General features: G+C 38.7%; 27 protein-coding genes. 20 read left to right on the forward strand and 7 right to left on the reverse strand.

The genetic code is table 11. The features are described 5' to 3' along the window. The first annotated feature begins 29 nt into the window (after positions 1 to 29). From ACFX4G_RS11480 to ACFX4G_RS11510, 7 genes are all read left to right on the forward strand, one after another. Positions 30 to 371 (forward strand): DUF1033 family protein, encoded by a 342-nt coding sequence (locus ACFX4G_RS11480; RefSeq protein WP_013083686.1) that lies wholly within the window; start codon positions 30 to 32, stop codon positions 369 to 371. A 70-nt stretch (positions 372 to 441) separates the two neighbouring features. Then, positions 442 to 999, forward strand: a complete 558-nt coding sequence (gene sigY, locus ACFX4G_RS11485; protein WP_223260193.1) for an RNA polymerase sigma factor SigY — start codon at positions 442 to 444, stop codon at positions 997 to 999. Then, entirely contained in the window at positions 996 to 1,316 is a 321-nt protein-coding gene (locus ACFX4G_RS11490) for a YxlC family protein (protein WP_097825145.1), read from the forward strand. The genes sigY and ACFX4G_RS11490 overlap by 4 nt, the downstream gene beginning before the upstream one ends. Then, entirely contained in the window at positions 1,316 to 1,516 is a 201-nt protein-coding gene (locus ACFX4G_RS11495) for a hypothetical protein (protein WP_013057570.1), read from the forward strand. The genes ACFX4G_RS11490 and ACFX4G_RS11495 overlap by 1 nt, the downstream gene beginning before the upstream one ends. Beyond that, positions 1,517 to 1,708 carry a PLD nuclease N-terminal domain-containing protein gene (locus tag ACFX4G_RS11500; RefSeq protein ID WP_013057569.1) on the forward strand — a complete coding sequence of 64 codons (192 nt, stop codon included), beginning with the start codon at positions 1,517 to 1,519 and terminating at the stop codon, positions 1,706 to 1,708. A gap of 12 nt (positions 1,709 to 1,720) precedes the next feature. Continuing rightward, the gene (locus tag ACFX4G_RS11505; protein ID WP_377574689.1) at positions 1,721 to 2,611 is read left to right on the forward strand and encodes an ABC transporter ATP-binding protein; all 891 of its coding nucleotides are present in this window, start codon (positions 1,721 to 1,723) and stop codon (positions 2,609 to 2,611) included. Further along, complete coding sequence (locus ACFX4G_RS11510) at positions 2,608 to 3,384, forward strand: ABC transporter permease (protein WP_377574692.1); 777 nt, start codon at positions 2,608 to 2,610, stop codon at positions 3,382 to 3,384. The genes ACFX4G_RS11505 and ACFX4G_RS11510 overlap by 4 nt, the downstream gene beginning before the upstream one ends. A 27-nt stretch (positions 3,385 to 3,411) precedes the next feature. On the opposite strand, the gene ACFX4G_RS11515 is transcribed toward ACFX4G_RS11510, so the two are convergent. Beyond that, positions 3,412 to 4,215, reverse strand: coding sequence for a lipid II flippase Amj family protein (locus ACFX4G_RS11515; RefSeq protein WP_377574695.1), 804 nt, complete (start codon positions 4,213 to 4,215; stop codon positions 3,412 to 3,414). A gap of 108 nt (positions 4,216 to 4,323) precedes the next feature. Then, entirely contained in the window at positions 4,324 to 4,470 is a 147-nt protein-coding gene (locus ACFX4G_RS11520) for a YuzK family famiily protein (protein ID WP_014459567.1), read from the reverse strand. A gap of 252 nt (positions 4,471 to 4,722) precedes the next feature. Here ACFX4G_RS11520 and ACFX4G_RS11525 point away from each other — a divergent pair, with 252 nt between their 5' ends. Further along, the gene (locus ACFX4G_RS11525) at positions 4,723 to 5,370 is read left to right on the forward strand and encodes a VC0807 family protein (protein WP_043981572.1); all 648 of its coding nucleotides are present in this window, start codon (positions 4,723 to 4,725) and stop codon (positions 5,368 to 5,370) included. A 133-nt stretch (positions 5,371 to 5,503) separates the two neighbouring features. Beyond that, positions 5,504 to 5,776, forward strand: coding sequence for a hypothetical protein (locus tag ACFX4G_RS11530; RefSeq protein WP_230183522.1), 273 nt, complete (start codon positions 5,504 to 5,506; stop codon positions 5,774 to 5,776). A 58-nt stretch (positions 5,777 to 5,834) separates the two neighbouring features. Here ACFX4G_RS11530 and ACFX4G_RS11535 read toward each other — a convergent pair whose 3' ends face one another. Then, entirely contained in the window at positions 5,835 to 7,535 is a 1,701-nt protein-coding gene (locus ACFX4G_RS11535) for an L-lactate permease (protein WP_377574698.1), read from the reverse strand. Positions 7,536 to 7,917: 382 nt separating this feature from the next. Between ACFX4G_RS11535 and ACFX4G_RS11540 the strand changes: the two genes are divergently transcribed. From ACFX4G_RS11540 to ACFX4G_RS11570, 7 genes are all read left to right on the forward strand, one after another. Then, positions 7,918 to 9,243: an FAD-binding oxidoreductase gene (locus tag ACFX4G_RS11540; RefSeq protein WP_377574701.1), complete on the forward strand. Its 1,326-nt coding sequence runs from the start codon at positions 7,918 to 7,920 to the stop codon at positions 9,241 to 9,243. Further along, positions 9,244 to 10,605 (forward strand): (Fe-S)-binding protein, encoded by a 1,362-nt coding sequence (locus ACFX4G_RS11545; RefSeq protein WP_097825138.1) that lies wholly within the window; start codon positions 9,244 to 9,246, stop codon positions 10,603 to 10,605. Beyond that, positions 10,589 to 12,040: an FAD-linked oxidase C-terminal domain-containing protein gene (locus ACFX4G_RS11550; RefSeq protein WP_230183525.1), complete on the forward strand. Its 1,452-nt coding sequence runs from the start codon at positions 10,589 to 10,591 to the stop codon at positions 12,038 to 12,040. Before ACFX4G_RS11545 ends, ACFX4G_RS11550 begins: the two co-directional genes overlap by 17 nt. 170 nt (positions 12,041 to 12,210) lie before the next feature. Then, on the forward strand, positions 12,211 to 14,388 hold the full coding sequence (locus ACFX4G_RS11555) for a malate synthase G (RefSeq protein WP_377574705.1): 2,178 nt from the start codon (positions 12,211 to 12,213) through the stop codon (positions 14,386 to 14,388). A gap of 107 nt (positions 14,389 to 14,495) precedes the next feature. Then, positions 14,496 to 15,272: a fumarylacetoacetate hydrolase family protein gene (locus ACFX4G_RS11560; RefSeq protein ID WP_097825135.1), complete on the forward strand. Its 777-nt coding sequence runs from the start codon at positions 14,496 to 14,498 to the stop codon at positions 15,270 to 15,272. A gap of 51 nt (positions 15,273 to 15,323) precedes the next feature. Continuing rightward, positions 15,324 to 16,118: an IclR family transcriptional regulator gene (locus ACFX4G_RS11565; protein WP_013057552.1), complete on the forward strand. Its 795-nt coding sequence runs from the start codon at positions 15,324 to 15,326 to the stop codon at positions 16,116 to 16,118. A 143-nt stretch (positions 16,119 to 16,261) separates the two neighbouring features. Next, positions 16,262 to 17,494, forward strand: a complete 1,233-nt coding sequence (locus ACFX4G_RS11570) for an aminopeptidase (RefSeq protein ID WP_377574709.1) — start codon at positions 16,262 to 16,264, stop codon at positions 17,492 to 17,494. A gap of 140 nt (positions 17,495 to 17,634) precedes the next feature. Here ACFX4G_RS11570 and ACFX4G_RS11575 read toward each other — a convergent pair whose 3' ends face one another. Further along, the gene (locus ACFX4G_RS11575) at positions 17,635 to 18,015 is read right to left on the reverse strand and encodes a DUF4183 domain-containing protein (protein WP_097825134.1); all 381 of its coding nucleotides are present in this window, start codon (positions 18,013 to 18,015) and stop codon (positions 17,635 to 17,637) included. A 134-nt stretch (positions 18,016 to 18,149) separates the two neighbouring features. Between ACFX4G_RS11575 and ACFX4G_RS11580 the strand changes: the two genes are divergently transcribed. Beyond that, positions 18,150 to 18,512, forward strand: a complete 363-nt coding sequence (locus ACFX4G_RS11580; RefSeq protein WP_230183529.1) for a DUF4183 domain-containing protein — start codon at positions 18,150 to 18,152, stop codon at positions 18,510 to 18,512. Between the two features lie 57 nt (positions 18,513 to 18,569). Here the strand turns inward: ACFX4G_RS11580 and ACFX4G_RS11585 are convergent, their stop codons facing one another. Together ACFX4G_RS11585 and ACFX4G_RS11590 are read right to left on the reverse strand one after the other, a co-directional pair. Further along, entirely contained in the window at positions 18,570 to 18,704 is a 135-nt protein-coding gene (locus tag ACFX4G_RS11585; protein WP_013083673.1) for a hypothetical protein, read from the reverse strand. An 80-nt stretch (positions 18,705 to 18,784) separates the two neighbouring features. Beyond that, a complete protein-coding gene (locus ACFX4G_RS11590) occupies positions 18,785 to 19,276 on the reverse strand; it encodes a hypothetical protein (protein WP_013083672.1) in 492 nt (163 codons plus the stop codon). A gap of 407 nt (positions 19,277 to 19,683) precedes the next feature. Here ACFX4G_RS11590 and ACFX4G_RS11595 point away from each other — a divergent pair, with 407 nt between their 5' ends. From ACFX4G_RS11595 to ACFX4G_RS11605, 3 genes are all read left to right on the forward strand, one after another. After that, positions 19,684 to 20,103 carry a hypothetical protein gene (locus tag ACFX4G_RS11595; RefSeq protein WP_230183530.1) on the forward strand — a complete coding sequence of 140 codons (420 nt, stop codon included), beginning with the start codon at positions 19,684 to 19,686 and terminating at the stop codon, positions 20,101 to 20,103. Positions 20,104 to 20,175: 72 nt separating this feature from the next. Further along, positions 20,176 to 21,192 (forward strand): glycine-rich domain-containing protein, encoded by a 1,017-nt coding sequence (locus tag ACFX4G_RS11600; protein WP_377574713.1) that lies wholly within the window; start codon positions 20,176 to 20,178, stop codon positions 21,190 to 21,192. Positions 21,193 to 21,320: 128 nt separating this feature from the next. After that, a complete protein-coding gene (locus ACFX4G_RS11605) occupies positions 21,321 to 21,899 on the forward strand; it encodes an HAD-IA family hydrolase (RefSeq protein WP_028409020.1) in 579 nt (192 codons plus the stop codon). 2 nt (positions 21,900 to 21,901) lie between these two features. Here ACFX4G_RS11605 and ACFX4G_RS11610 read toward each other — a convergent pair whose 3' ends face one another. Then, entirely contained in the window at positions 21,902 to 22,498 is a 597-nt protein-coding gene (locus tag ACFX4G_RS11610) for a mechanosensitive ion channel family protein (RefSeq protein ID WP_025751311.1), read from the reverse strand. Between the last annotated feature and the right edge of the window lie 469 nt (positions 22,499 to 22,967).

Below are 22,967 nucleotides of genomic sequence, written 5' to 3' on the forward strand. Positions count from 1 at the left end.
GTAAGCTGTAAGTAAGGAGATGTTCTAGCATGACAGATAAATGGAGAGTTCATAAAATAAAAAGTGATTGTGAACCTTGGCTATTTTTAGAAGGCTGGGAAAAAGATATTATTGAAACTATTGAATTTGAAAAAAAAGAAGAAGCGCTTCGCTACTATGCGATGATGATTTATGAATTTCATCAAAAATATGCAAGCGTGCGTAGCGATGAACTAGCGCTTTTTAGCTTTTGGAACGAAGGCGAAAAGGAATTTTGTGAAGCCTGTGATGATGACCTTCAAATCTTCCACGGTGTTTTATTCGCTAAAAACGACGAAGTCTATCCCTTAGAAGAAGATGAAGAAGGATTAAAAATACTTCGTACTAAATAAAAACGTCCTGCGGGGCGTTTTTTTTATATAAAAAATGAACGATTTCAATCGCTAAAGCGTCATATAGGTGATGAAACAAAAAGGAGGGGTGACCGCTTTGGAACAAGATGATTTCATCCTTGTCCAAAAAGCATTACAAGGTGATGATGATGCCTTTTCATTATTATTTCAGCGCTATCATTCATTTTTATATAAATACCTTTTAAAGCTGACATTAGATGAGGACTTATGCAGTGAATTGTGTCAGGAAGCAATGATGAAGTGTTACGTGAATCTTTCTTCATACAAAAATGAAGCAAAGTTTTCGACTTGGATGATATCCATTGCTTCAAGACTGTACATGGATTATTTGCGTAAGCAAAAACGGGAAAAAAGCAGTCTCCAGCGAATAAAGCAGTCTTTATCGCACCAGCTTCAGTGGAAAGCTAAATACAAAGGAGTGGAATGGAGCGAGATGTTTTCCGATTTTAATGAACTCGATTCGCGCTTTCGAATTCCTGTCTTGCTTCGACATTATTACGGATACACATACGATGAGATTGCCCATATGCTGAATATGCGAGCAGGAACGGTCAAATCAAGAGTAAATAAAGGAGTAAACATACTGAGAAAGGAGTGGAAAGAATGAGAGAAGAAAATAACAATCAGTCCTTACATTCTTTAAAAAAAGATTGGGAGCAGCTAGAGAGTTTAGCAAGTCATGAACGTATTTCTCTTCATGCAATTCAAGAACAGCTTCTCATTAAAAAACAAAAGCAGAAAAAAGCTTTCCGGAAAGAGTTATGTTTATTTACATTAACAGCACTTGTTATTTTAACGGTAATGGCAACTGCTATTTTACAAATACCCGCCTTGTTTATTGCTATTGAAGTAATTGGGATCATTGTTGCTCCTATTTCTTTTATCGTTTTTCACTATAAACGAAAAAAGGAGATGTTTTTATAATGAATGAAAAATGGATTCTTGTGCTGTTTATTTCACCATTTCTCCTTCTTCAAAGCTTTCTACTTTTTATCAATGCAAAAAAACGCGGCGCTCATCCATGGTTTTGGGGAATATGGGGACTGATTCAAATTCCAATGCCGACGCTGTTTTATTGGTTTTTTATTATTTGGCTTCCAGCACGAAGAAAAAGGGGGATGTAAATGAAGGACATTAACTGGTTGTTAATTGCTCCAATTCTATTCTTACAATTGCTTTTAATGATTCCAGCGTTAATAAGCTGCATAAAGCAAGAAGAGACAAACGGGCCAAAATGGTTATGGGGACTCATCATTTTATGTGTAAGTACAGTTGGGCCCGTTTTATATTTTGTTTTAGGACGTAAAAAACAGTGAGGTGGAGCTAAGATGTTTATGCAAGTAGAAAGACTGACAAAAGCGTATCGTAATACAACTGTTGTGAATAACCTTTCATTTAATCTCGACAAAGGAAAATGTGCAGCGTTGTTAGGCCCTAATGGTGCAGGTAAGACGACTACTTTGCATATGATTGCAGGTCTTACTGCACCTAATAAAGGGAAAATTTCTTTTGAAGATAAACAGCATCAAGACGTACGATCATTTATTGGCTTTCTGCCACAGCATCCTACGTTTTTTAATTGGATGACGCCTCAGCAGTATTTAACTTTTTTAGGTCTTTTATCTAACATTTCAAAAAATGTGCTTTCCCACCGAATAGATGAAGTACTTGAAACTGTAGGTTTAAAAGGAAAGGAAAAGCAGAAAATTGCTGGCTTTTCTGGAGGAATGAAACAACGTTTGGGCTTGGCGCAAGCCTTGTTACATAAACCTGAACTGCTAATTCTAGATGAACCGGTTTCGGCTTTGGATCCTGAAGGCAGAAAAGATGTCCTACTGATTATCGAAACATTAAAAAAAGATACGACCATCCTTTTTTCAACTCACATTTTGCATGATGCAGAACAAATATGCGATAACATTATTATGATTAAAAAAGGACGTATGAAATGGAATGGAACAAAGAGTTCGCTGCGCCAAGAGTTTACGGCTCCTGCTTTTACGATTGAAACAGAAGAAAGGCTCCCTGGATCACTTAGCAGTCTGCCAAGTGAACAGGTGCTGTTTCATTCTCCTTATAAAGCCACTGTAGGTGTAAAAGATACATCTCAGCAGCAGCAACTGCTTCAACTGCTTGTTGATCAACAAGCAAACCTTGTTTTATTTGAACGAAAACAGCATTCTCTCGAAGATGTGTATCTAGAGGTGATGAACAAATGAACACATTTGGAGTCTTATTTAAAAAGGAACTGCATGAATTATTTGCGAACGGCAAAGGAATTTGGCTGCCAATCTCTCTAATTTTACTAGGCATCACACAGCCTTTAACGAATTATTATATGCCACAAATCATTAACATGGCAGGGAATTTACCAAAAGGAGCAATTATTCAACTTCCTACGCCCACCGGTCAAGAAGTAATGCAAGGTGTCCTTTCACAATATAGCACAATAGGAACTTTACTGATTGTACTAGCAAGCATGAATATAATTTCAAATGAACGACAAAATCATGCTGCTGTTCTTGTTGTGATGAGACCGGTGAGCGTCCTTCAATACATTATGAGTAAATGGGCTGCGCAAATCGTACTCGTCATTGGCTCAACGTTTATAAGCTATATAGCAGCATGGTATTATACAAATCTTTTATTTTCATATGTGGATTGGACTCATATGCTAGTTAGCTTTCTTTTATACAGCCTGTGGCTAATTTTTATCTTGTCCGTTTTAGTGGCAGCTGGAACATTCCTTTTACAAAGCGGAGGAATTGCTGGAGTAAGCATTTTGATCATTGCGTTACTTTCATTTTTGAGTACTTTGTTTACGAATCAATTAAAGTGGAGTCCTGCAGCGCTGTCACAATACGCCGCTCGCCTGCTTGAACAATTGCACTGGTCACAAAGTGTCACCTATACCGTAGTTGTTACGTTAATGAGCAGTTTTTTTCTTTTAATCGCTGCTGTTCATAGATACAAAAAAGTGGAATACGTATAAAAAGACTTCTTTAACGAAGTCTTTTTTCTAAGGGATTAATTGGCAAATCCATGCAATATAAAGAGCAGCAGGTACTAAGAGAATTTGGGCACATACTGTCCCGCACAAACGAGAGATGACGAGTGTACCAACCATTTTATTCATAGATTGCTTAGTGGATTCACCTTTCATTACCTTTTCAGTTAAAATGGCTACTTGCGGATCTACAAACACAGCAAGGGTAATCATCGCTAGTCCGTTAATAAGACCAGAAGACATCAGAATTGATTTAGAAAGAGTAGGCTCCAGCGTAGAAGCATAAAGAGTGGAAAGAACACCTACTGTATAAATGGTCGTAGCCATTAAATTCAAAAGAAGCAACCGCTTGGGCACTCCGCCTATTCGCAGCTGAGACAGCATAATCCACCTAGGACGCTTCACGTGTTTTTTTGCTTTTTCCAGCGTATGTATGGAAGTAATGTTTTTCATCATTTTGGGTACAGATCCCGCTACTTCTAAATGTGAAATCATTCGGGAGAAAATTGATACAAAGCTAGGAATTAAAAGAGCACCTGCGATTGTACCAATAGAAGCCGCGAGCAAGATAGTTTGAAGCTGATGAAGCAGAACGGGCAAATCTTCTTTAGACTGGACCGCATCTCCTAATTTGCCGGTCAGCGGAGCTTGCACCATATTAGCTGTTCTTGACACAATGACAATAATATTAAAAAGAGATAAAGCCACGACTAGTTTTCCAGTTTTTAAGCCCGCAAGTCTCACAGAGTAGGCTAGTGTTTCAACCATATGGATAATGCCTACAAACACACAAATAATCAGTAATTTTTCCATCATAATAAGCAAGTTCCTTTCTTTGGCACACGCACTTCCTTATTATGTATAATTTTGGTTCATTTGTAAATAAAAAGCCGCTTGCTACCAAAAGTAGCGAGCGGCTTTTTATTATCGATGCTGGTTAATATCACGCAGTATATCTTTGCTAGCCTGATAATCTTTTTCTCGTTCTTTTTCCACCTGTAGACGTTTGTCTAGTTTACGGCTATATTCAGCATACCCCACGCCGTGAGAAAGCTGCATGGCCTTTTCCATTTCTGACGTGTACGTTAGGTGAAGTGCGATAATGAATCAATCCTTTCAGCATTTTTCACTTGTGGCACATGTATTGCTGCTCAAGTGTTTGGATGTTTATGATTCTTGAAGTCTTTCTAGAAATCGTTTTCCCTGTCGCTCTGGATCTAAACATCAAATGATTAAAATTTCATAACATTCCAGGTAAAAGCCTTTTTTTCTTGCGTAGTATCCCATATAATAGCAGGAACAACGTTTTTAAAGGAGTTATATATGAACAATACAAAACGAGTATGGTTTGATTTACTTTTTTATATCGCTATTCCTTACCTAATATGGAATCAAGGAAAAGACATTATTGGTGATTACTATGCCATTTTGCTTTCAACAGCACCAGCGTTTGTGTATACCATTTATACATTTATTAAAGATCGCCAGTTTAACGTAACAGGATTGTTTATTGTCATTACGCTGCTGGCACGTACCATTATTGATTTAATTTCAGGAAACGCAGCAACGATGTTAAACAATCAAGTATACTTTATGATTGGACTGGCTGTAGTTGTCCTTTTTACCATTGTGATAAAAAAGCCAATTGGTTTGTACTTTTTTGTAGATACGGCTTACTTAATGGGCTATAAGCGAGAAGATTCTCTTAAACTCTTCCACCAGCCTGATTTATTCAAAATGATGAACTGGCTTACAGTACTATTCGCAGGACGCTATGTATTTTTAGCGATTGTAAAATACGTATTGATTCAAAAGTACGGAGTAGAAGGGTACGGGAACATGATTGTATTCCGTCAGGCCGTTACGTGGGCATTCTCCATTTTAATTGCTATCTACACGTATTTTATCTATAAAAAAATTCAAGATAAAACAGGGATGGATAATCCAATGAATCCAAATGTAAATGAATAAAAAAGAAGCGTGCGTTTAACTAACGTACGCTTTTTTGTTACAAAACAGTGAACAGTGCTCGAAACACTAACATCTCATTTAAAATTAATAGTAAAATAACGCTATTAAAAACGGGATGAAAGTAGGTCAAGAAATGAAACTATTATTAGCATGTCAAAAGCAGCCTTATCGGATTTTAGAAATGATTATGGTGTTTTTCACTTTAATTTTTGCTGTACTGTCGTTCTTCGATTACCGTCAGCTGTTTTTTCTTGTGTTTACCCTTGGAATTGTATTTGCTATTCGGGCGTTTGAAATGCAAGAAGGTGAGAAAAAGACTCAAGGAAACATCTGGCTGCTTGTCGGTGTTGTAATGATTTTGCTAGACATAGTTTTATTTGTTGTATATGCCATTAATCGATCTTAACTAAAAGAAAAAAGCTTCCGTTCAGAGGGGTACCTCTAGATACGGAAGCTTTTTTTGATTAAGGAATCATCCACGATAATACATTGGATTGTAAAAATGTTAATACGCAGACAATCAGCAGTAAAAATAAGCTGTGCTTCACCGTGAAACGAAACAAATCGGACTCTTTTCCAGCCAACCCGACCGCAGCACAGGCAACGGCGATGGACTGCGGTGAAATCATTTTACCGGTTACTCCACCAGAAGAGTTTGCTGCAAGCGCAAGAAGCGGATCCATTCCAATAGATGTAGCCGTGATTTTTTGCAAGTTGCCAAACAATAAGTTGGCTGAAGTATCTGATCCTGTAATAAAAACACCGAGCCAGCCGAGTACAGGAGAGAAAAAGGGAAATAACGCGCCTGTTTTAGCTAACAGCAGTCCTAAGGTTGTACTCATTCCAGACGCATTTGTCACGTAAGCAAATGCCACAACGGACATAATGGTAAGCAGCGGCAACGCTAATTCTTTGCACGTCTCGTTAAACGTAATGAACCAGTCTTTCCAAGAGATGTTGACGATAAATTTTGTGACAACAGCAGACAACAGGATAGCTGTGCCGGCAGCGCCTAGTAATTCTAACTTATAAACTGCCGCAATCTGTTCTCCATTTCCATTTAAAATTAAATTATTTAACCAAGGTACTTCTGGCATAAACGTTAAATAATGTCCGATGGAATTGATAGCGCTTAAAAAAGCGTTAGCTCCTTCATAATGTCCTGTCAAAGCGGTTTTAATTTGAGGAATTCCCCATATAGAAATAAAGATCGTTAAAATTAAAAAAGGTGACCACGCCTTTGCAATTTGAGCCCCCGTGAATGCGGGTTGATCTTGAGTTTCTCTTGGCTCAGCCGAAGCGGAAGCTACTTCATGTGCTGCTTTTTCAGATTGAAAGCGAAACGTTGTTTTCGGTTTCCAGAATTTTAAGAAAATAGCGAGCGCAAAAAGTGAAACGAGTGCCGATAAAATATCGGGAAGTTCCGGTCCTAAAAAGTTAGAGCTGACAAACTGGGTAAGGGCAAAAGAGATGCCGGATACTAAAATAGCAGGGAGTACTTCTACTGTTTTCTTAAATCCTGCCATTACAAAAACCAAATACAGGGGAATAAATACAGAAATAAAAGGAAGCTGGCGGCCTACCATTTTAGAGATTTCCATTGCCGCTACTCCAGTAGGACCTTCCATAGCCGTGATAGGAATACCGATTGCACCAAAAGCAACGGGTGCTGTGTTTGCTAATAAACATAAGCCAGCGGCATACAGCGGATTAAATCCTAAACCTACCAGCAGAGCTGCTGAAATAGCAACAGGTGCTCCGAAACCAGCGGCCCCTTCAAGAAAAGCCCCAAACGAAAAAGCAACCAACAAAGCTTGAAGTCTGCGATCTTCTGTAATAGATACGACAGAGGTACGAATAATATCAAACTGACCGGTTTTTACGGTTAGTTTGTAAAGAAAAACGGACGTAATGATAATCCATCCAATCGGCAGTATACCGTATACGGCTCCTTGACTGGCTGACATAAAAGCCATGCTAGCCGGCATTTTATAAGCAAATATTGCAACGGCAAGTGCGACCAGTAAAGTTGTAACTCCAGCCATATAACCTTTCATTCGTTTAATAGCCAGAGCCCAAAAGAAGTAAAGAATAGGAATCAAAGCGATTAATGAAGACCAAATGACGCTGTTTCCTACAGGAGTGAACTGCTGTGTCCATGTCATAACTAACACCTCATTTTCAAATTAGTAAACTATAAATTTAGTAAAACGAAACCATTAAAACTACGATGATAAGGTCATCTGATGACTTATGTAAAAATGAATTCGCTTACATTATATTCTAATCCTTTTAGGATAGGCAAGTACTAAAAGAAACTTTTTTTCAAAAGAATGGACATTTTTTTGGTGATAAGAAGAAAATACTGGTTGAAAATCCCAAGAATAGGTGATTTAATGATTGTAAGCGCTTAAAATATATCTTTTCATCTATTCTACTAATTATCCTTCTTATTAATCTACTACTTTTAGTCGTATTATATATGGCACTTCTTTATGTTATTAGTGAAACGTTGTTTGCTATTACAAAACGAGAGGAGTCAATTTATTGAGTACGTTGAAGCTTCCAGGTCATTTAAAATCCATTTTATCTCATCCTTCCACACTTGAAGAACAGCATATGAATCACTTCCTTGGAAATAACGGGTCCCTGCATATTAAGCCAACTTCAGAACAAGAAATAGCAGCCGTTTTAAAGTATGCGACGGAACACGGAAAAAAAGTCGTCATTGAAGGGAACGGTACAAAAAAAGGGTTTGGGGGACTTATAGATACAGCAGACCTTTTGCTTTCGCTGACTGAATACAGCGGAATTGTTGAACATACAGTAGGTGATATGACGGTTACTGTAAAAGCTGGTACACCGTTTGGAGAGCTGCAAACGTATTTAAAAACGCACAATCAGCAAGTTTCACTTGATCCAGCTCTAGGAGACTACGCTACAATCGGCGGAGTTATTGCAGCGAATGGAAGTGGTCCAAAGCGCTTGTCTTATGGATCGGCTCGAGATGCAGTAATCGGTATGAGAGTCGTATATTCAGATGGAACCATTGTTCGCTCAGGGGGAAAAGTCGTCAAGAACGTGGCTGGCTATGATATGAATAAGCTGTTTATTGGTTCAATGGGAACGCTCGGCGTTATATCCGAAATAACGTTAAAGCTGCGTCCGCTGCCCAAGTATCAAAGCATTGTCTTTATTTCTTTTTCAACAGGCAATATCGAAGAAATTCATGCGTTTGTTAGCAAAGTCTTAGATTCCATGATAGAGCCCGTTGCTTTGGAATTATTAAATCCTTCTCTAGCTGAAGATGTAATAGGGCAGCATCTGTTTACACTTGTAATCAGCTTTGAAGATGTGGAAAGTTCCGTTCATTATCAAGAGAATTACATCAAAAGTATTCAGCCGTCTGATACGATTTTAAAAGTGCTGCATGAAAAAGAAGCCGAAGTATTTTGGGGATTTTTTAGTAACATTAGTCCAAATGGTGCATGCTGTTCTTCTGAAGAGGAAACGGAAGCCGCGCTAAAAATTGGCGTACCAAATATGAATGTACTCGATGTAATAAACAAAAGTACCGCATTAAAAACGTCCCGTCCAATGCTGATAAAAGCACATGGAGGAGTTGGACATGGTCTTTGTTCGGTCTACATAAAAGGCTCAGAAGATGCCATTCTTTCCGTTGTTACTTCATTTACTGAAACTGCCAAAACGTACGGAGGATATGTGGTCGTTAACCATTTGCCTTTTATACTGCGCCAAAAAGTAAATGTATGGGGAGAAGAACCTTCTCATTTTCCGTTACTAGCAGGAATTAAAGCAAAGATGGACGCTAAAAACGTGCTTAACTATAAACGATTTATAGGAGGAATCTAAGTGAATTCAGCGAAAGCCGATATCAAAGATGCTCCATGTCAAAGCGTTAGCAATTATTTGTGGAAAGACGCGCCAGACGAAAAAAAATGGGCGGATTGTGTACACTGCGGAATGTGCTTGGAGTCTTGTCCTACTTATGAAATAACGGGGCAAGAACAGCATTCACCAAGAGGACGCGTGCACCTTATCAAATCGGTAGCAGAAGGAAAAATAAGCGTGAATGAGCAGTTTACAGACCCTGTGTTTGCCTGTTTGGATTGCCGGGCCTGTACAACTGCTTGCCCTGCAAATGTAGATGTTGGCGGACTCATTGAAGAAGCTCGCGGCCAAATTCGCCAGGCAATGCCTTTGACGGGATGGAAAGGCATGATCAGCAAGTTTTTTCTAAAAGAACTTTTTCCTCACTCTCATCGCTTAGAAGCTGCAGGAAGCTTATTGAAGCTGTATCAAAAAAGCGGAATGCAAAAAATGATGCGCACAACAGGCTTGTTAAATATGATGCCGACACATCTAGCGGACATGGAACATGTAATGCCTAAAATTACCCGTTCTGTTCGAAAAAAATATAAAAAGAAACGCGTTCTAAAAGCAAAAGCCGAAAGAAAAGCAGAAGTTGCTTTTTTAACCGGCTGCATCATGGACGTCATGTTCAGTGATATTAATGAAGCGACTCTTAATGTATTACGAAGAAATGGAAACGACGTCGTTATTCCTCCATCTCAAACGTGCTGTGGTGCTTTGCACGTTCATGCAGGAGACCGAGACATGGGAAGACAGCTTGCAAAAAAAAATATAGAGGCGTTTCAGCATGCCGATACCATTATTGTAAACGCTGCGGGATGCGGCTGCATGTTAAAAGAGTATCCTGAACTATTTAGAGAAGAAGAGCAAGAGTGGCTTGAAAAAGCTGAAGTCTTTGCTGAAAAAGTCCAGGATATTTCAAAATACCTTCACGATACGGGATATCGCCCCCCGCAGACAAAGCTGCATAAGCGTATTACGTATCACGACGCTTGCCATTTAGCTCATGGTCAAGGAGTTAGAGAAGAACCAAGAGATATTTTACTTTCTATTCCGGGAGTGGAAATGGTTCATATGGCTAATGCGGACCGATGCTGTGGAAGTGCAGGAATTTATAATTTAACAAATCCTGATATGGCGGGAGCTGTGCTTCAAAGTAAAATGGAACATATGCCTCATGACGTAGAAATGATTTCAATGGGAAACCCGGGATGCATGCTGCAGATGGCAGTAGGAGTGAAAAAATATGGACGAAGTCAGCAGATTGTTCACACGGTACAGCTTTTGGAGTGGGCCTATCAAAAAGAAGAGGAGGAAGCACATCGTGTTGAAGAAAAATAGAATAAAAGATCTTCACGTAAAAAATCTTTCTCAACTAGTAGATGCTCATTCTATTTTGCATCATAAAGAAGATTTGCTTGCGTACGACTGCGATGGGTTTACCATTCATAGACATTTGCCTAAAGCGGTGTTATTTCCTCAAAATACGAAAGAAGTTTCTAGCATTGTTAAATACTGCAATGAACATGATTTGCCTTTTCTTGCAAGAGGAGCAGGCACAGGACTGAGCGGGGGAGCGATTCCTCTTAATAACGAAGTGATTATTAGTTTAGTGAAAATGAAGCGCCTTCTTAGCGTCGACTATGAAAACAGGCGTGCCGTTGTAGAGCCGGGATTTATTAATCTTAAATTAACCAATTCAATCTCTGAAAAAGGATATTATTATGCACCGGATCCTTCGAGTCAATATTGCTGCACCATTGGTGGAAATGTAGCGGAAAACGCAGGAGGGGCACACTGTCTTAAATATGGAGTAACCACCAACCATATTTTAGGGCTAGAGGTGGTGCTTCCAAATGGAGATGTGATTGAGCTTGGCAAGCAAGGTATTCCAGATGAACCGGGATATGATTTATTAGGGCTTTTAACAGGATCAGAAGGGACGTTAGGAATCGTTACAAAAATTACGGTACGCATTTTGAAAAACCCCGAAGCAAAACAAACGGTTCTTGCTTATTTCGACCGCGTAGAAGACGGCAGCCAAGCGGTATCAGACATTATATCAGCCGGCATTGTGCCTGCCGCGCTTGAAATGATGGATAAAACCGCCATTGAAGGAGTGGAAGCTGCTGCGTTTCCAGTCGGACACCCTAGAGATATTGAAGCTCTTTTATTAATTGAAGTAGATGGCATTTCAGCCGGTATCGAAGAGCAAATCCTTCGTATTTTAGACGTATGTAAAAAACAAAAAGTACGGGAAGTGAAAGTAGCTGAAAGTGAAGAAGAACGCGCGAGGTGGTGGGCAAATCGTAAAACAGGATTTGGAGCGATGGGAGCTATATCCCCTGACTATCTCGTACAAGACGGCGTTATTCCAAGAAGTAAACTGCCTCAAGTGCTGAAGCGAATTAACAAAATTAGCGAAGAATCTGGCCTTCGCATTGCCAATATTTTTCACGCCGGAGACGGAAACTTGCATCCGCTTGTATTATTTGATGCTAGAAAGCCGGGGGAAACTGAAAAAGCACTCGACGCCGGAAGCGCATGTTTACAAGTCTGTGCAGAAGCAGGAGGAACGATTACCGGCGAACATGGCGTGGGCATTGAAAAAAAAGAAGAAATGCGATTTGTTTTCAATGAAGATGAAATTCAAGCACAAACGAATATACGAGAAGTATTTAATCCTAAAAATCTATTAAATGCAGGAAAGCTGTTTCCAAGTCCGAGCCGCTGCGCTGAAGTCAAAAAAGAAATGAAAAAAGTAGAATATTTTTAGAAAATTCTTGAAAATATATTCGCTCGATGATATGATTTTTTTAACAAAAAAAAACGCTGTTTCGTAATAAGAAACAGCACCGCATATGTTCGTCTTAACCATTTTGGCAAAAAGAAATGAAAGCGTGTCCAAATTTAAAAATGTAAAAGAGTAAGAGGAGGAAACAGACGGTGACAAACTACAAACAAGTTGGAAATCTGAAAGTAGCTCCAGTTCTCTATCAATTTATCAATGAGGAAGCTCTTCCGGGCAGCGGCCTAAGTACAGAAAATTTTTGGTCTGATTTTGAAGCGTTAGTAACCGAGTTAACACCCGTAAATAAACGTTTGTTAGAAAAGCGTGATCAGCTGCAAGCTCGAATTAATGCATGGCATCAAGAAAACCCTGACGGTGACTTTAGCGAATACAAATCGTTTTTAACGAGAATTGGCTATTTAGAAGACAAGACAGAAGATTTTCTTATTGGTACAGAAGGAGTAGACAGCGAAATTGCCTATCAGGCAGGACCGCAGCTTGTTGTACCAGTAAATAACGCCCGGTACGCTATTAACGCTGCTAATGCACGCTGGGGAAGTCTCTATGATGCTCTTTACGGCACTGATGCAATCAGTGAAGAAAATGGAGCTTCGCGCACGAGTTCTTATAATCCAATTCGAGGAGAAAAAGTTATTGCGTTTGCGAAAAATTTTCTTAATGAAGTTGTTCCGCTCGTTCAGTCTTCTCATGCGGAAGTGGTTCAGTACAGCCTTGAAAATGGAAAGCTTGTCGCTCAATTAAACGATGGCAGTTTAACCGAATTACAGGAAGAAGAGAAATTTGTAGGGTATCAAGGAGAAGAAGAAAGCCCTGATGCTCTTTTATTCAAAAACAACGGCCTGCATTTTGAAGTTCAAATTGATCGTACGGATTCGATTGGTAAAACAGACGATGCGGGTGTAAAAGATATTTTAATGGAAGCAGCTCTTACGACGATTATGGACTGTGAAGATTCAGTAGCGGCAGTAGACGCAGAGGATAAAGTAGATGTTTACCGCAACTGGCTGGGATTAATGAAAGGTGATTTGACGTCTACTTTTAAAAAAGGAAGTCAAAACATGACAAGGCGTTTAAATCCAGACCGTACCTATATTTCTCCGGACAAGAAAAAGATTTCACTGTCTGGCCGTTCGCTTATGTTTGTTCGAAACGTTGGGCATTTAATGACAAACAGCGCTGTTTTAGATCGAAATGGCAACGAAATCTATGAAGGTATTTTAGACAGCGTGATTACTAGTTTAATTGCCAAACACACCTTGCTTAAAAACGGCACGTATCAAAATTCTAAAAAGAGCTCTATCTATATCGTTAAACCGAAAATGCACGGCTCCGAAGAAGTCGCTTTTGCCAATACGTTATTTAATTCAATTGAAGATATGCTAGGGCTTGAGCGTCATACAATTAAAATTGGCGTAATGGACGAAGAGCGCCGCACGACGCTTAATTTAAAAGCGTGTATCAAAGAAGTAAAAGACCGAGTGGCTTTTATTAATACTGGATTCTTGGATCGAACAGGTGACGAAATTCATACCTCAATGGAAGCAGGCGCTGTTATTCGTAAAAATGATATGAAAACGTCTAAATGGCTTCAAGGCTACGAGCAGTCTAATGTAAATGTAGGCTTAGCAAGCGGATTCCAAGGTCGCGCTCAAATCGGAAAAGGAATGTGGGCAATGCCGGATATGATGGCGGAAATGCTTAAACAAAAAGTGGGGCATTTAAAAGCAGGAGCGAATACGGCATGGGTGCCTTCACCAACCGCAGCAACGCTTCATGCTCTTCACTACCATCAAATTGATGTAAGAGATGTTCAAAACAAATTGCTTACTCAGTCTACTGATTTACAAGATGACATTTTGCAAATTCCTGTGGTAGAAAAACCAAATTGGAGCAAAGATGAAATTCAGCAGGAGCTCGACAACAACGCTCAAGGAATACTTGGGTATGTAGTGAGATGGGTCGACCAAGGAGTAGGGTGCTCAAAAGTACCTGATATTAATAATGTAGGGCTAATGGAAGACCGGGCAACGCTTCGTATTTCCAGCCAGCACGTGGCTAACTGGCTTCATCATGGAATTTGTACAAAAGAACAAGTAACGGAGACGCTCAAGCGAATGGCAAAAGTAGTGGATCAACAAAATGAAAATGATCCTCTGTATCAGCCAATGGCATCGAACTACAGCACATCCATTGCTTTTCAGGCAGCCTGCGATTTAGTATTTCAAGGCTATGATCAGCCAAACGGCTATACGGAGCCCATTTTACACCGCCGCCGTATCGAAGCAAAGGCAAAAGCAGCTATAAAACAGTAAAACAAACGGCCTGTCAGCATAGAGATGGCAGGCTGTACTTACACCTTCAGAATCTGACTATCTACTATTCTTATTAAAATTAAGCAAATGGGAAAAGGAGCTACGTTATGAAATTTGTAAGGTTCGCTGTACAAGATAGCCGTCATACAGGTGTACTAAAAGAGGATACGATCAGCGTCATTAAAGGAAATATATTTGAGAAATGGGACTATACAGGGCAGACTTTTTCACCGAGTGAAGTAAGGCTTTTGGCTCCTTTAGAGCCGAATCAAATTATTGGAATAGGCGCAAATTATGCAGCTGCAAAGTCGGAGCTGCCAAGAGAAATGCCTTCTATTCCTGTCTTCTTTTTTAAGCCCATATCCTCTGTGATCGGTCCAAACGAGGCCATTGTCATTCCAACCGCGATTAAGCACGTCAAGTTTGAATCCGAGCTTGCGGTTGTTATTGGAAAAGAAGCGAAGAACATCGCAAAAGAAGACGTGCTGGACTATATATTTGGGTATACAATTGGAAACGATGTAACGGCTCCAGATTATTTTCATGAAGACGGGCACTGGACCATTGGAAAATCCTTTGATTCATTTACGCCTCTTGGCCCCGTAATCGAAACGGAGCTTGATTTTAAATCCATTCATGTAAAAGCGTTTTTAAATGGCGTTGAAAAACAAAATAGCTCGACAGATTTAATGATTATTTCCGTTGAGCAAATGATCGCTTACCTTTCTACTGTTATGACCCTTAAGCCGGGAGATGTAGTTTTAACAGGAAGTCCGGTCGGCGCGGAGCTGGTAAGCGCAAACGATGTCATTGAATGCACCATCCGAGAAATTGGAACCCTCCAAAATCCGTTTGCTGCAGAGAAAGAACGTGTAAACGTATAAGAGTGATAAAAAATGCCCGGCAGTAACACAACACATAAAGGAGAGAAAAAAATGGAGAGAGAAAATATGGTGAAGTCTGTAAGCCGGGCGTTGGATATCGTCACAATTGTCAGCATGGAAAGAGAAGGGGTAGGCGTCACAGAAATTGCAAAGCAAATGGACATCAACAAAAGCTCCGTATACCGTATTCTAACTACTCTCGCTCAGTACGGCTATATTGAACAAGATCAAGAAACCGGGCGGTACAAGCTTGGGTATAAGTTTTTAGAAGTAAGTTCAAAGCTTTTAGATTCTATTGATTTACGAACGGAAGCAAAGCCGTTTTTGCAAGAACTTGAAAGTGAAACAAATGAAGTTATTCATCTTGTTGTCTACGATCAAGGTGAAGTAGTGTATATTGAAAAATTAGAAGGCAATCAGACGCTGCGCATGCATTCAAAAGTAGGGAAAAGAGCCCCTATGCACTGCACGTCTGTCGGTAAAGCTATCCTAGCTTTTTTACCGCTTAACACGGTAACAAGCATTCTTGAAAGAAAAGGCTTACCAGCTCATACCGATCACACCATTACAGATGAAGAAAGCTTTCTTCGAGAACTTTCAGAAGTAAAACAAAAAGGATATGCGCTGGATTTAGAAGAAAATGAATATGGAATTACCTGCATCGCAGCGCCTATTTTTGATCACCTTGGTCAAGTCGTTGCTGCAGTCAGCATTTCCGGTGCTACGATGCGTATGACAAATGAGCGATTAACGTATCTTCAAGAACGCATGGTTGATATAGGCAAGAACATTTCAGAGCGGCTCGGCTACAAAACTGAATCTGTGAAAGACAAAAGTTTGTTCTGATTCTTCGAGAACAAACTTTTGCTATATAATAATCTGTAAAATAACGTAATTATATTATGTAAACTACAGGCTAGGATTTTTAATTGATGTTTTATTCATGATACAATAAAGTCGTTAGAATATATACGTAAAGGAGATAAATTATGGAACAGTTTGAGCGCAATATTGAAAAGTACGCCGAGCTGGCTGTAAAAGTCGGTGTAAACATTCAAAAAGGGCAAGTATTAAACATTAATGCCGATATTTCTTCCGCTGATTTTGTTCGTGAAATTGCGAAAAAAGCGTACGAAGCCGGAGCAAAGTCTGTGGATGTAGACTGGCATGACGATCATTTAGTTCGTTTGAAATATGAAAAAGCAGATGAATCTGTATTTAATGAATTTCCTGCTTGGAAAGCTCAAGCAAGAGAAGAGCTTGTGAAAAACGGAGGCGCTGTTTTATCTGTAATTTCAAGCGGTCCTGACTTACTAAAAGGAGTAGACGGCAAACGTATTGCTGCGTTCCAAAAAGTAAGCGGAAAAGCAATGAAAAAATTTCGTGAAGCGATCCAATCCGATAAAATCAGCTGGTCCATCGTAGCTGTTCCTTCAAAAGACTGGGCAGCTAAAGTATTTCCTGACGTTCCAGAAGAACAGCAGCAAGAAAAACTATGGGAAGCTATTTTTAAATCCGTGCGCGTAGACCAAGAAGATCCAGTGGCCGCATGGGAAGAACACAACGCTTCATTACATACAAAAGTAGACATTTTAAATGAAAAGAGATTTGCTAAGCTTCACTATAAAGCGCCAGGAACAGATTTAACAATTGAGCTTCCTGACAAACATATTTGGGTTGGCGCAGGCAGTGTTAATGAGGAAGGCAACTCGTTCATGGCCAATATGCCAACAGAAGAAGTATTTACACTTCCAAAAAAAGACGGCGTAAACGGTCAAGTAACGAGCACAAAACCGCTTAGCTACGCAGGAAACTTAATTGAAAACTTCACGTTAACATTTGAAAACGGAAAAATTGTTGATGTAAAAGCAGAAGAAGGCGAAGAAACGTTAAAGCACCTAATTGAAACAGATGAAGGTGCCAAATACTTAGGAGAAGTAGCCTTAGTACCGCATCAATCGCCAATTTCTCAGTCGAACATCATTTTCTACAACACACTGTTTGACGAAAATGCATCCAACCACTTAGCGATCGGCAGCTCGTATTCCTTCTGTTTAGAAGGTGGAAAAACGATGTCTAAAGAAGAGCTATCACAAAACGGAGCAAACGACAGCATCACCCACGTTGACTTCATGATTGGCTCAGCTGAAATGGACATCGACGGCATTAAAGCTGACGGTACAAGCGAGCCTATGTTTAGAAAAGGGAACTGGGCGTTTTGAATTAACTAAATTAACAATAATAAAAGCTTCTGCGCTATATCCGCAGAAGCTTTTATTATGACCGCAAAATCTCTGTAAAACTGAGATTTATATATCTTACTCGCTATTACGCTTTAAAACAAAACGATAGCAAGTTATTTTTAAGTTTGTACATCAGTTGTAGAATCAGGAGCAAAGTTAACAACTTCTAAAACTATAGGAGAACCTGTTAAAACGCTAGATCCTGCAGGAACAGTAATAGCTAAAGAACCGACACCTGTAGCTCCTGGCGTATATGTGGAAAGGCCAGCCATTTGTAAAACGCCGTTGATATATACATTGTAATAGCTGTTATCCGTAGCTAAAGCTGGAAGTGCAGTAGCCGCGCCACCTGTATCACCAAAAAAGTCAGCGGCATCTATTGTTAAAGTGGCTGCACCTGTAGTTGTAGCAGTTGCTGTATAAAAGAAACGTGAGACGGTCGGACTGGCGGTTACAGTGGTAGTAGCGGCTATAGCGAGTTTCATAATTTGAAGAGGCATAAACGTGTTACCTCCTTTCATGTTCTATCCTTCAATATATGCATTTGTTCCTTCTAAGGAATAGGTTTAATGGCATAAATTTAATTCTTAAAGACTATAACTAAACTAAGTACATCTGTGAAGGAGAGTTTTTCTTGAAGAAAAAATCTTACGGCTGCAATCACTATACAACCTCTTGTTCAACACCTTTTATTAAGCTTCCCGTGTTGCCTCAGCAGGAATTTAGATATATATTTCCGAAAAAAGTTCGCATCTTTGAATACTATACGGTAGCCGGAGGCAGCAAGCGCATCTTTACAGATCAAGATGCGTTAAAAGAATACGGCACTCAGCATATATTGGATCCTGAGAGCTACTCATACAGTAATCTATTCATAAACGGTGTGTTACAGCCTTCCTCCAATTACAGCGTCCAAAGAGGACTTCTTATCATTAACACGGAGGATATTCCTTTAGAAAAATCACCCGTGATTTTACAAATGATTAAAGTAATCTAACTTTCAACCACAAAATGCGAAGTACACATGCCTGCACATAAAAAAACAAGGTGAACGTTAGTCAGTTCCACCTTGCTGTGATTCTTCTTTTTTAACCGGAGCGTCACGCTTGAACATGTGATAGTAGGTAAACCCCAAGCATAGAGCGCCGGCGATTGAACAAAAATATTGCAAAAAACGGACGAAATCCATTGGAATGACCTCCCATTTTCAGTTTCGCTTCTAGTATGTACAGGGAAGTGAAATAATATGTGAAAAAGGGAGGTTTTCTCTTATAGTTCGTATGGTTCTTGAAGAGTAAGGTAAGGCTGCAGATCTTCAAGACCCAGACGCTTATTTAATTGTCTTTTCATTAAATCGTACTGGTAGATGAGGTGAAATTGATTTTTTTTCGGTGTTTCACAGCGAATGTATGTTTCTTGCCCGTTCTTGTCTGTGAAATGAATGGTTAATTCACCGAAATAGCGTTGAACAGGAGCTCCGTGAAGGCCTTTTTCATTTTTGACAACCTTTGAAAATTCTGCTCGTTGAATACGGTTAAATGGAATAATAGCTACTTGATTGATAACAAGACGCTGATCGTACATGTCAATTTTAGATATGGAAATTTGATTAATTCCTTCTGCAAATTTAACATGCCCGTTTACAGAAACAAGCGGTTTGCGATCCTCAGGATCAACAGCGCCTTGAGGGCGCTTAATGACGTAGAAGCTAGCTACGCCAAGTGCTACGATACCAACCACAACAATAAGTGCAAACATCATTTTGCATTCCACCTCCTGAGTATAGATGTGTAATCTGAATTTAACAGCAAGCTGTTTCAGTTGCCATATTGCCTCAACAATAAGGGTAGAGAAAAGCAGTTCGGCAGTTCATTATAAGTATATACATACGTTCGACAATATGGTGTGATATTCCTTCTTATTATGACTTTTTTACGACAAAATGGGCAAAACTCTTTTCGAAAATGAAGTGAATCAGTTACAATTTAAGGATAAGGTACCAAATTTCTTTTTTATCTCAAAAAAGTGCAGAAAAGCGTAAAAAATTCTAGGTACTTTCTCATATTTTTACTATTTTTATAGAATTTATTCCAATTTCTAATCCTTTATCGTGTATAATCTCTTGTGTGCAGCATGATATACATAAAGGTGTAAGGAGGCACAGTTCATTGTCTTTATCAGCAAAAAAGATATTATTATTAGTTTTAGTAGTTATATGTTTAGTGTTAGTTGTGATGCAATTCATAAATCGATCAGCAGAGCCGACTTCCGAACAGGTCCAAGAAACACTGAGTAAGCTTCCTGAACAAGAAACCGTTAAAGAAAAAGCAAAGGGCGACGAGGAAGCCCACAAATATCGAGTGTATTATATTACTATTGAAAAAATCGAAAATGGTACATACAGCGGAACAACAAAAGAAGGAACGGGCATTAAATTTTCCGATAAAAATTTAAATGAACCGATTCCAAGCAATTTAAAAAAAGGGGATATCGTTAAAGCATACTTTGATCTTGAATATAGCACCAAAGGTCTAGTCAAAGTAGAAAAGGTAGACGAGATGCCCGATGATGAGGAGAGCTCAAGTTAATTGAGCTCTTTTTTTGTATTTTACGAATGTGGTAAAATATTGAATATATAGACGCGGTATAGGGGGAAGAAGATGATAACAGCAATTATAGTAGGAGCGGTAATTCTTTTAGCTTTGATTATTAAAGGGATTGAAAAGCCAAGGGGATTTCGCTTGTATAAAGAGGAGCTTCCAGATGAGCTCGGAATACATGAAGGTAATGGTTTTGAAGATATTGTTCATTCACTAGAAGATTCTTTACCGAAAGCCTATGTTCAACAGGTAAAGCAGCGTATAAAAGGGGGAAATACAAAAGACGATGAAGTAGAATGGACGTTTTTTGAGATGAAGCGCTACTTTTTATTAAATGCAGTTATCAAAGACGTACCGATGTTTAGTGCAAAAGTAGATGAAGTGTGGCACGAAATGATCATGTTTACAGTGGATTATAAGCGTTTTACAGAACACTTTTTCAGCCGTTTTTTGCATCACCAGCCAAATGTAGATACAACTCCATCCCCACAGCCGGATAAGCGAGCATTCTTCGATTGGATGTATGCTCATTTGTTTGACATAACGGGCAACAGCCGACTGCTTTGGGGGAAATTTTTTCAGCATCCGCTTGATAAAAGTACACTTCAAGATTTTCAAAGATTGTCAGAAAATGAATTACTAGATCGCTATTTTTTAAGAAACGGCAAATGGGAAAAACAGCAGAGAGCCCTGATTCAAACGTTAAAAGAAGAAATCGATGCTGCTCGAAAGAGAAAAAAAGCAGGCGGATCAACTTATTTTAAAAAAACGGCTAAAAAAGGAAATGTATCAAACGAACTTCTTCTTCAAGGCTTTGTTTTTTATTCTCTCTACAAAGCCACCAACTTTTCAAGCCATATGAATGAGTTGCTGCTATATAAAAAAACGATGTATGCGGGAGATACAGCCTCTTACAGCGGCTATAGCTGTTCAAGTCCAGGGGAAGACAATCGCCACCATCACCAACACGATGGAGGGCATCACCATCATGACAGCGGCAGCAGCTGTTCGAGTTCAAACTGCAGCAGCTCTAGCTGTTCAAGCTCCAGCTGCGGGAGTGGGTGCAGCAGCAGCTGATAAAGTAAAAAAACTCGTATAAAACGAGTTTTTTTACTTTAAATGCAACGACGACAAAATGGTTCACTGACAAGCAATGAAAAATTTGGTATAATCGTTACGTTTTTAAAAAAGGAGAGACAGTAAAAATGAATATTTTATGGGACTTTGATGGAACCATCTTTGATACCTATCCAACGATTGTAAAAGCATTCAAAGAATTACTAACAGATCAAACGATTTCAGAAGACGATATTTTAAAACAAATGAAGATATCTTCTGACGTAGCAATTAAGCACTTCGATATTGAAAAATCTTTGTTTGATAAACACTTCCATGTGCTCGAACAGAAAATCAATCCTAAAGATAAGCCTGCTTTTCCTCATGTAGAAGACGTACTGAGCTTTGCGGATACAAATGTAATTGTTACGCATAAATCTAGACAGTCTACTCTTGATATTCTGGCATTTTTTAATATGGAGCACTATTTTACGGAGATTATTACAAAAGATGATGGCTATAAACGGAAGCCTGATAGCGGCGCTTATGCCTATCTTCACGATAAGTATCAGCTCGATTTAGTGATTGGAGACCGCGAGCTTGATTTAAAACCTGCCCGTGAACTGGGAATCAAAACATGTGCATTTCAAAATGACGACATTGAAGCAGATTATCACCTTACATCATACGATCAATTTTTTACAACAGTAGTAAATAAAAACTCGTGAAGCTATTCTTCACGAGTTTTTATTTGTTCAGGCTTATGTACTTCGGGAATTTCACCGAGCGTATAGTTCGCTACTTTTGTAATGTTACTATTAGCAAAGAAGTAAAACTCTCCGTCAACTCCGCGAATTTTTGTCGTGCGCAATCCAATTTCTTCAACAGTTCCTTTCGTATCATTTATGGATACGTGATCTCCTACTGAGAATTGATCTTCAAATAGAATAAAAAAACCGTTTAAAATATCTTTAATCAAATTTTGTGCACCTAAGCCTGTAATAAATCCTGCTACACTAATACCAGCTAAGAGTGCTTTCATATTAATTCCGATTGCCTCTAAAGACGTAATAAGTACAATAAAATACACTACGTACATGACAATGCTCAGACAAAGCTTTTTCAGCGTTATTTCTTTACGTTCATTGTACCTCAGCAGTTTAGTTTTAAATCTGAAATCAAAGATTTTATTAATTACACTGCGAGCAAACCTGATAACGATTTGAGCAATAATGAAAATCAAGATAATCTTTATAATTACTTCACTAATGTCAATCCACTTACCGGTATTAAATAAAGTTTGCTGTACCCACTGTATGTCTTTCATGACTAAGTCCCTTTCTTGCTTTATAAAATTTTCTCTACTGAATAGTATAATTTATTTTTAAAAATATACTACTAGAATTTATGAAGAGGCGTTTAAACTATTATTTTATTTTAATTTATTTGTAGTTGGTATATGAAATGAAAACTCCTTAATTTAGAAAAAGAAAAAATCCTCAGGTATAGATATCTTTAAAACATTTCTTTATACAAATATTAAATAAAACCTTATAGCAGAGATTAAGATAGATCTTATTAACAAACATTATATACAGATATTAAAGAAAGAAAAATCCTTTAAAAACCCAATGATATCAAGGGTTAGCGAGGAAAATGCTTTTCAATAAATAACTTTGTGGAAAATAGCCCTTTTTTGTGAACAGCATCCTTTAGCTAAAGGATGTTTTTTATAACAACAGATATAGAAACTATTTTATTCACTATGTTTTTTCTTCTGCAATAGACGAATTTTA

The organism is Priestia sp. YIM B13486 (assembly GCF_042787865.1).
Classification (GTDB): Bacteria; Bacillota; Bacilli; order Bacillales; family Bacillaceae_H; genus Priestia; species Priestia megaterium.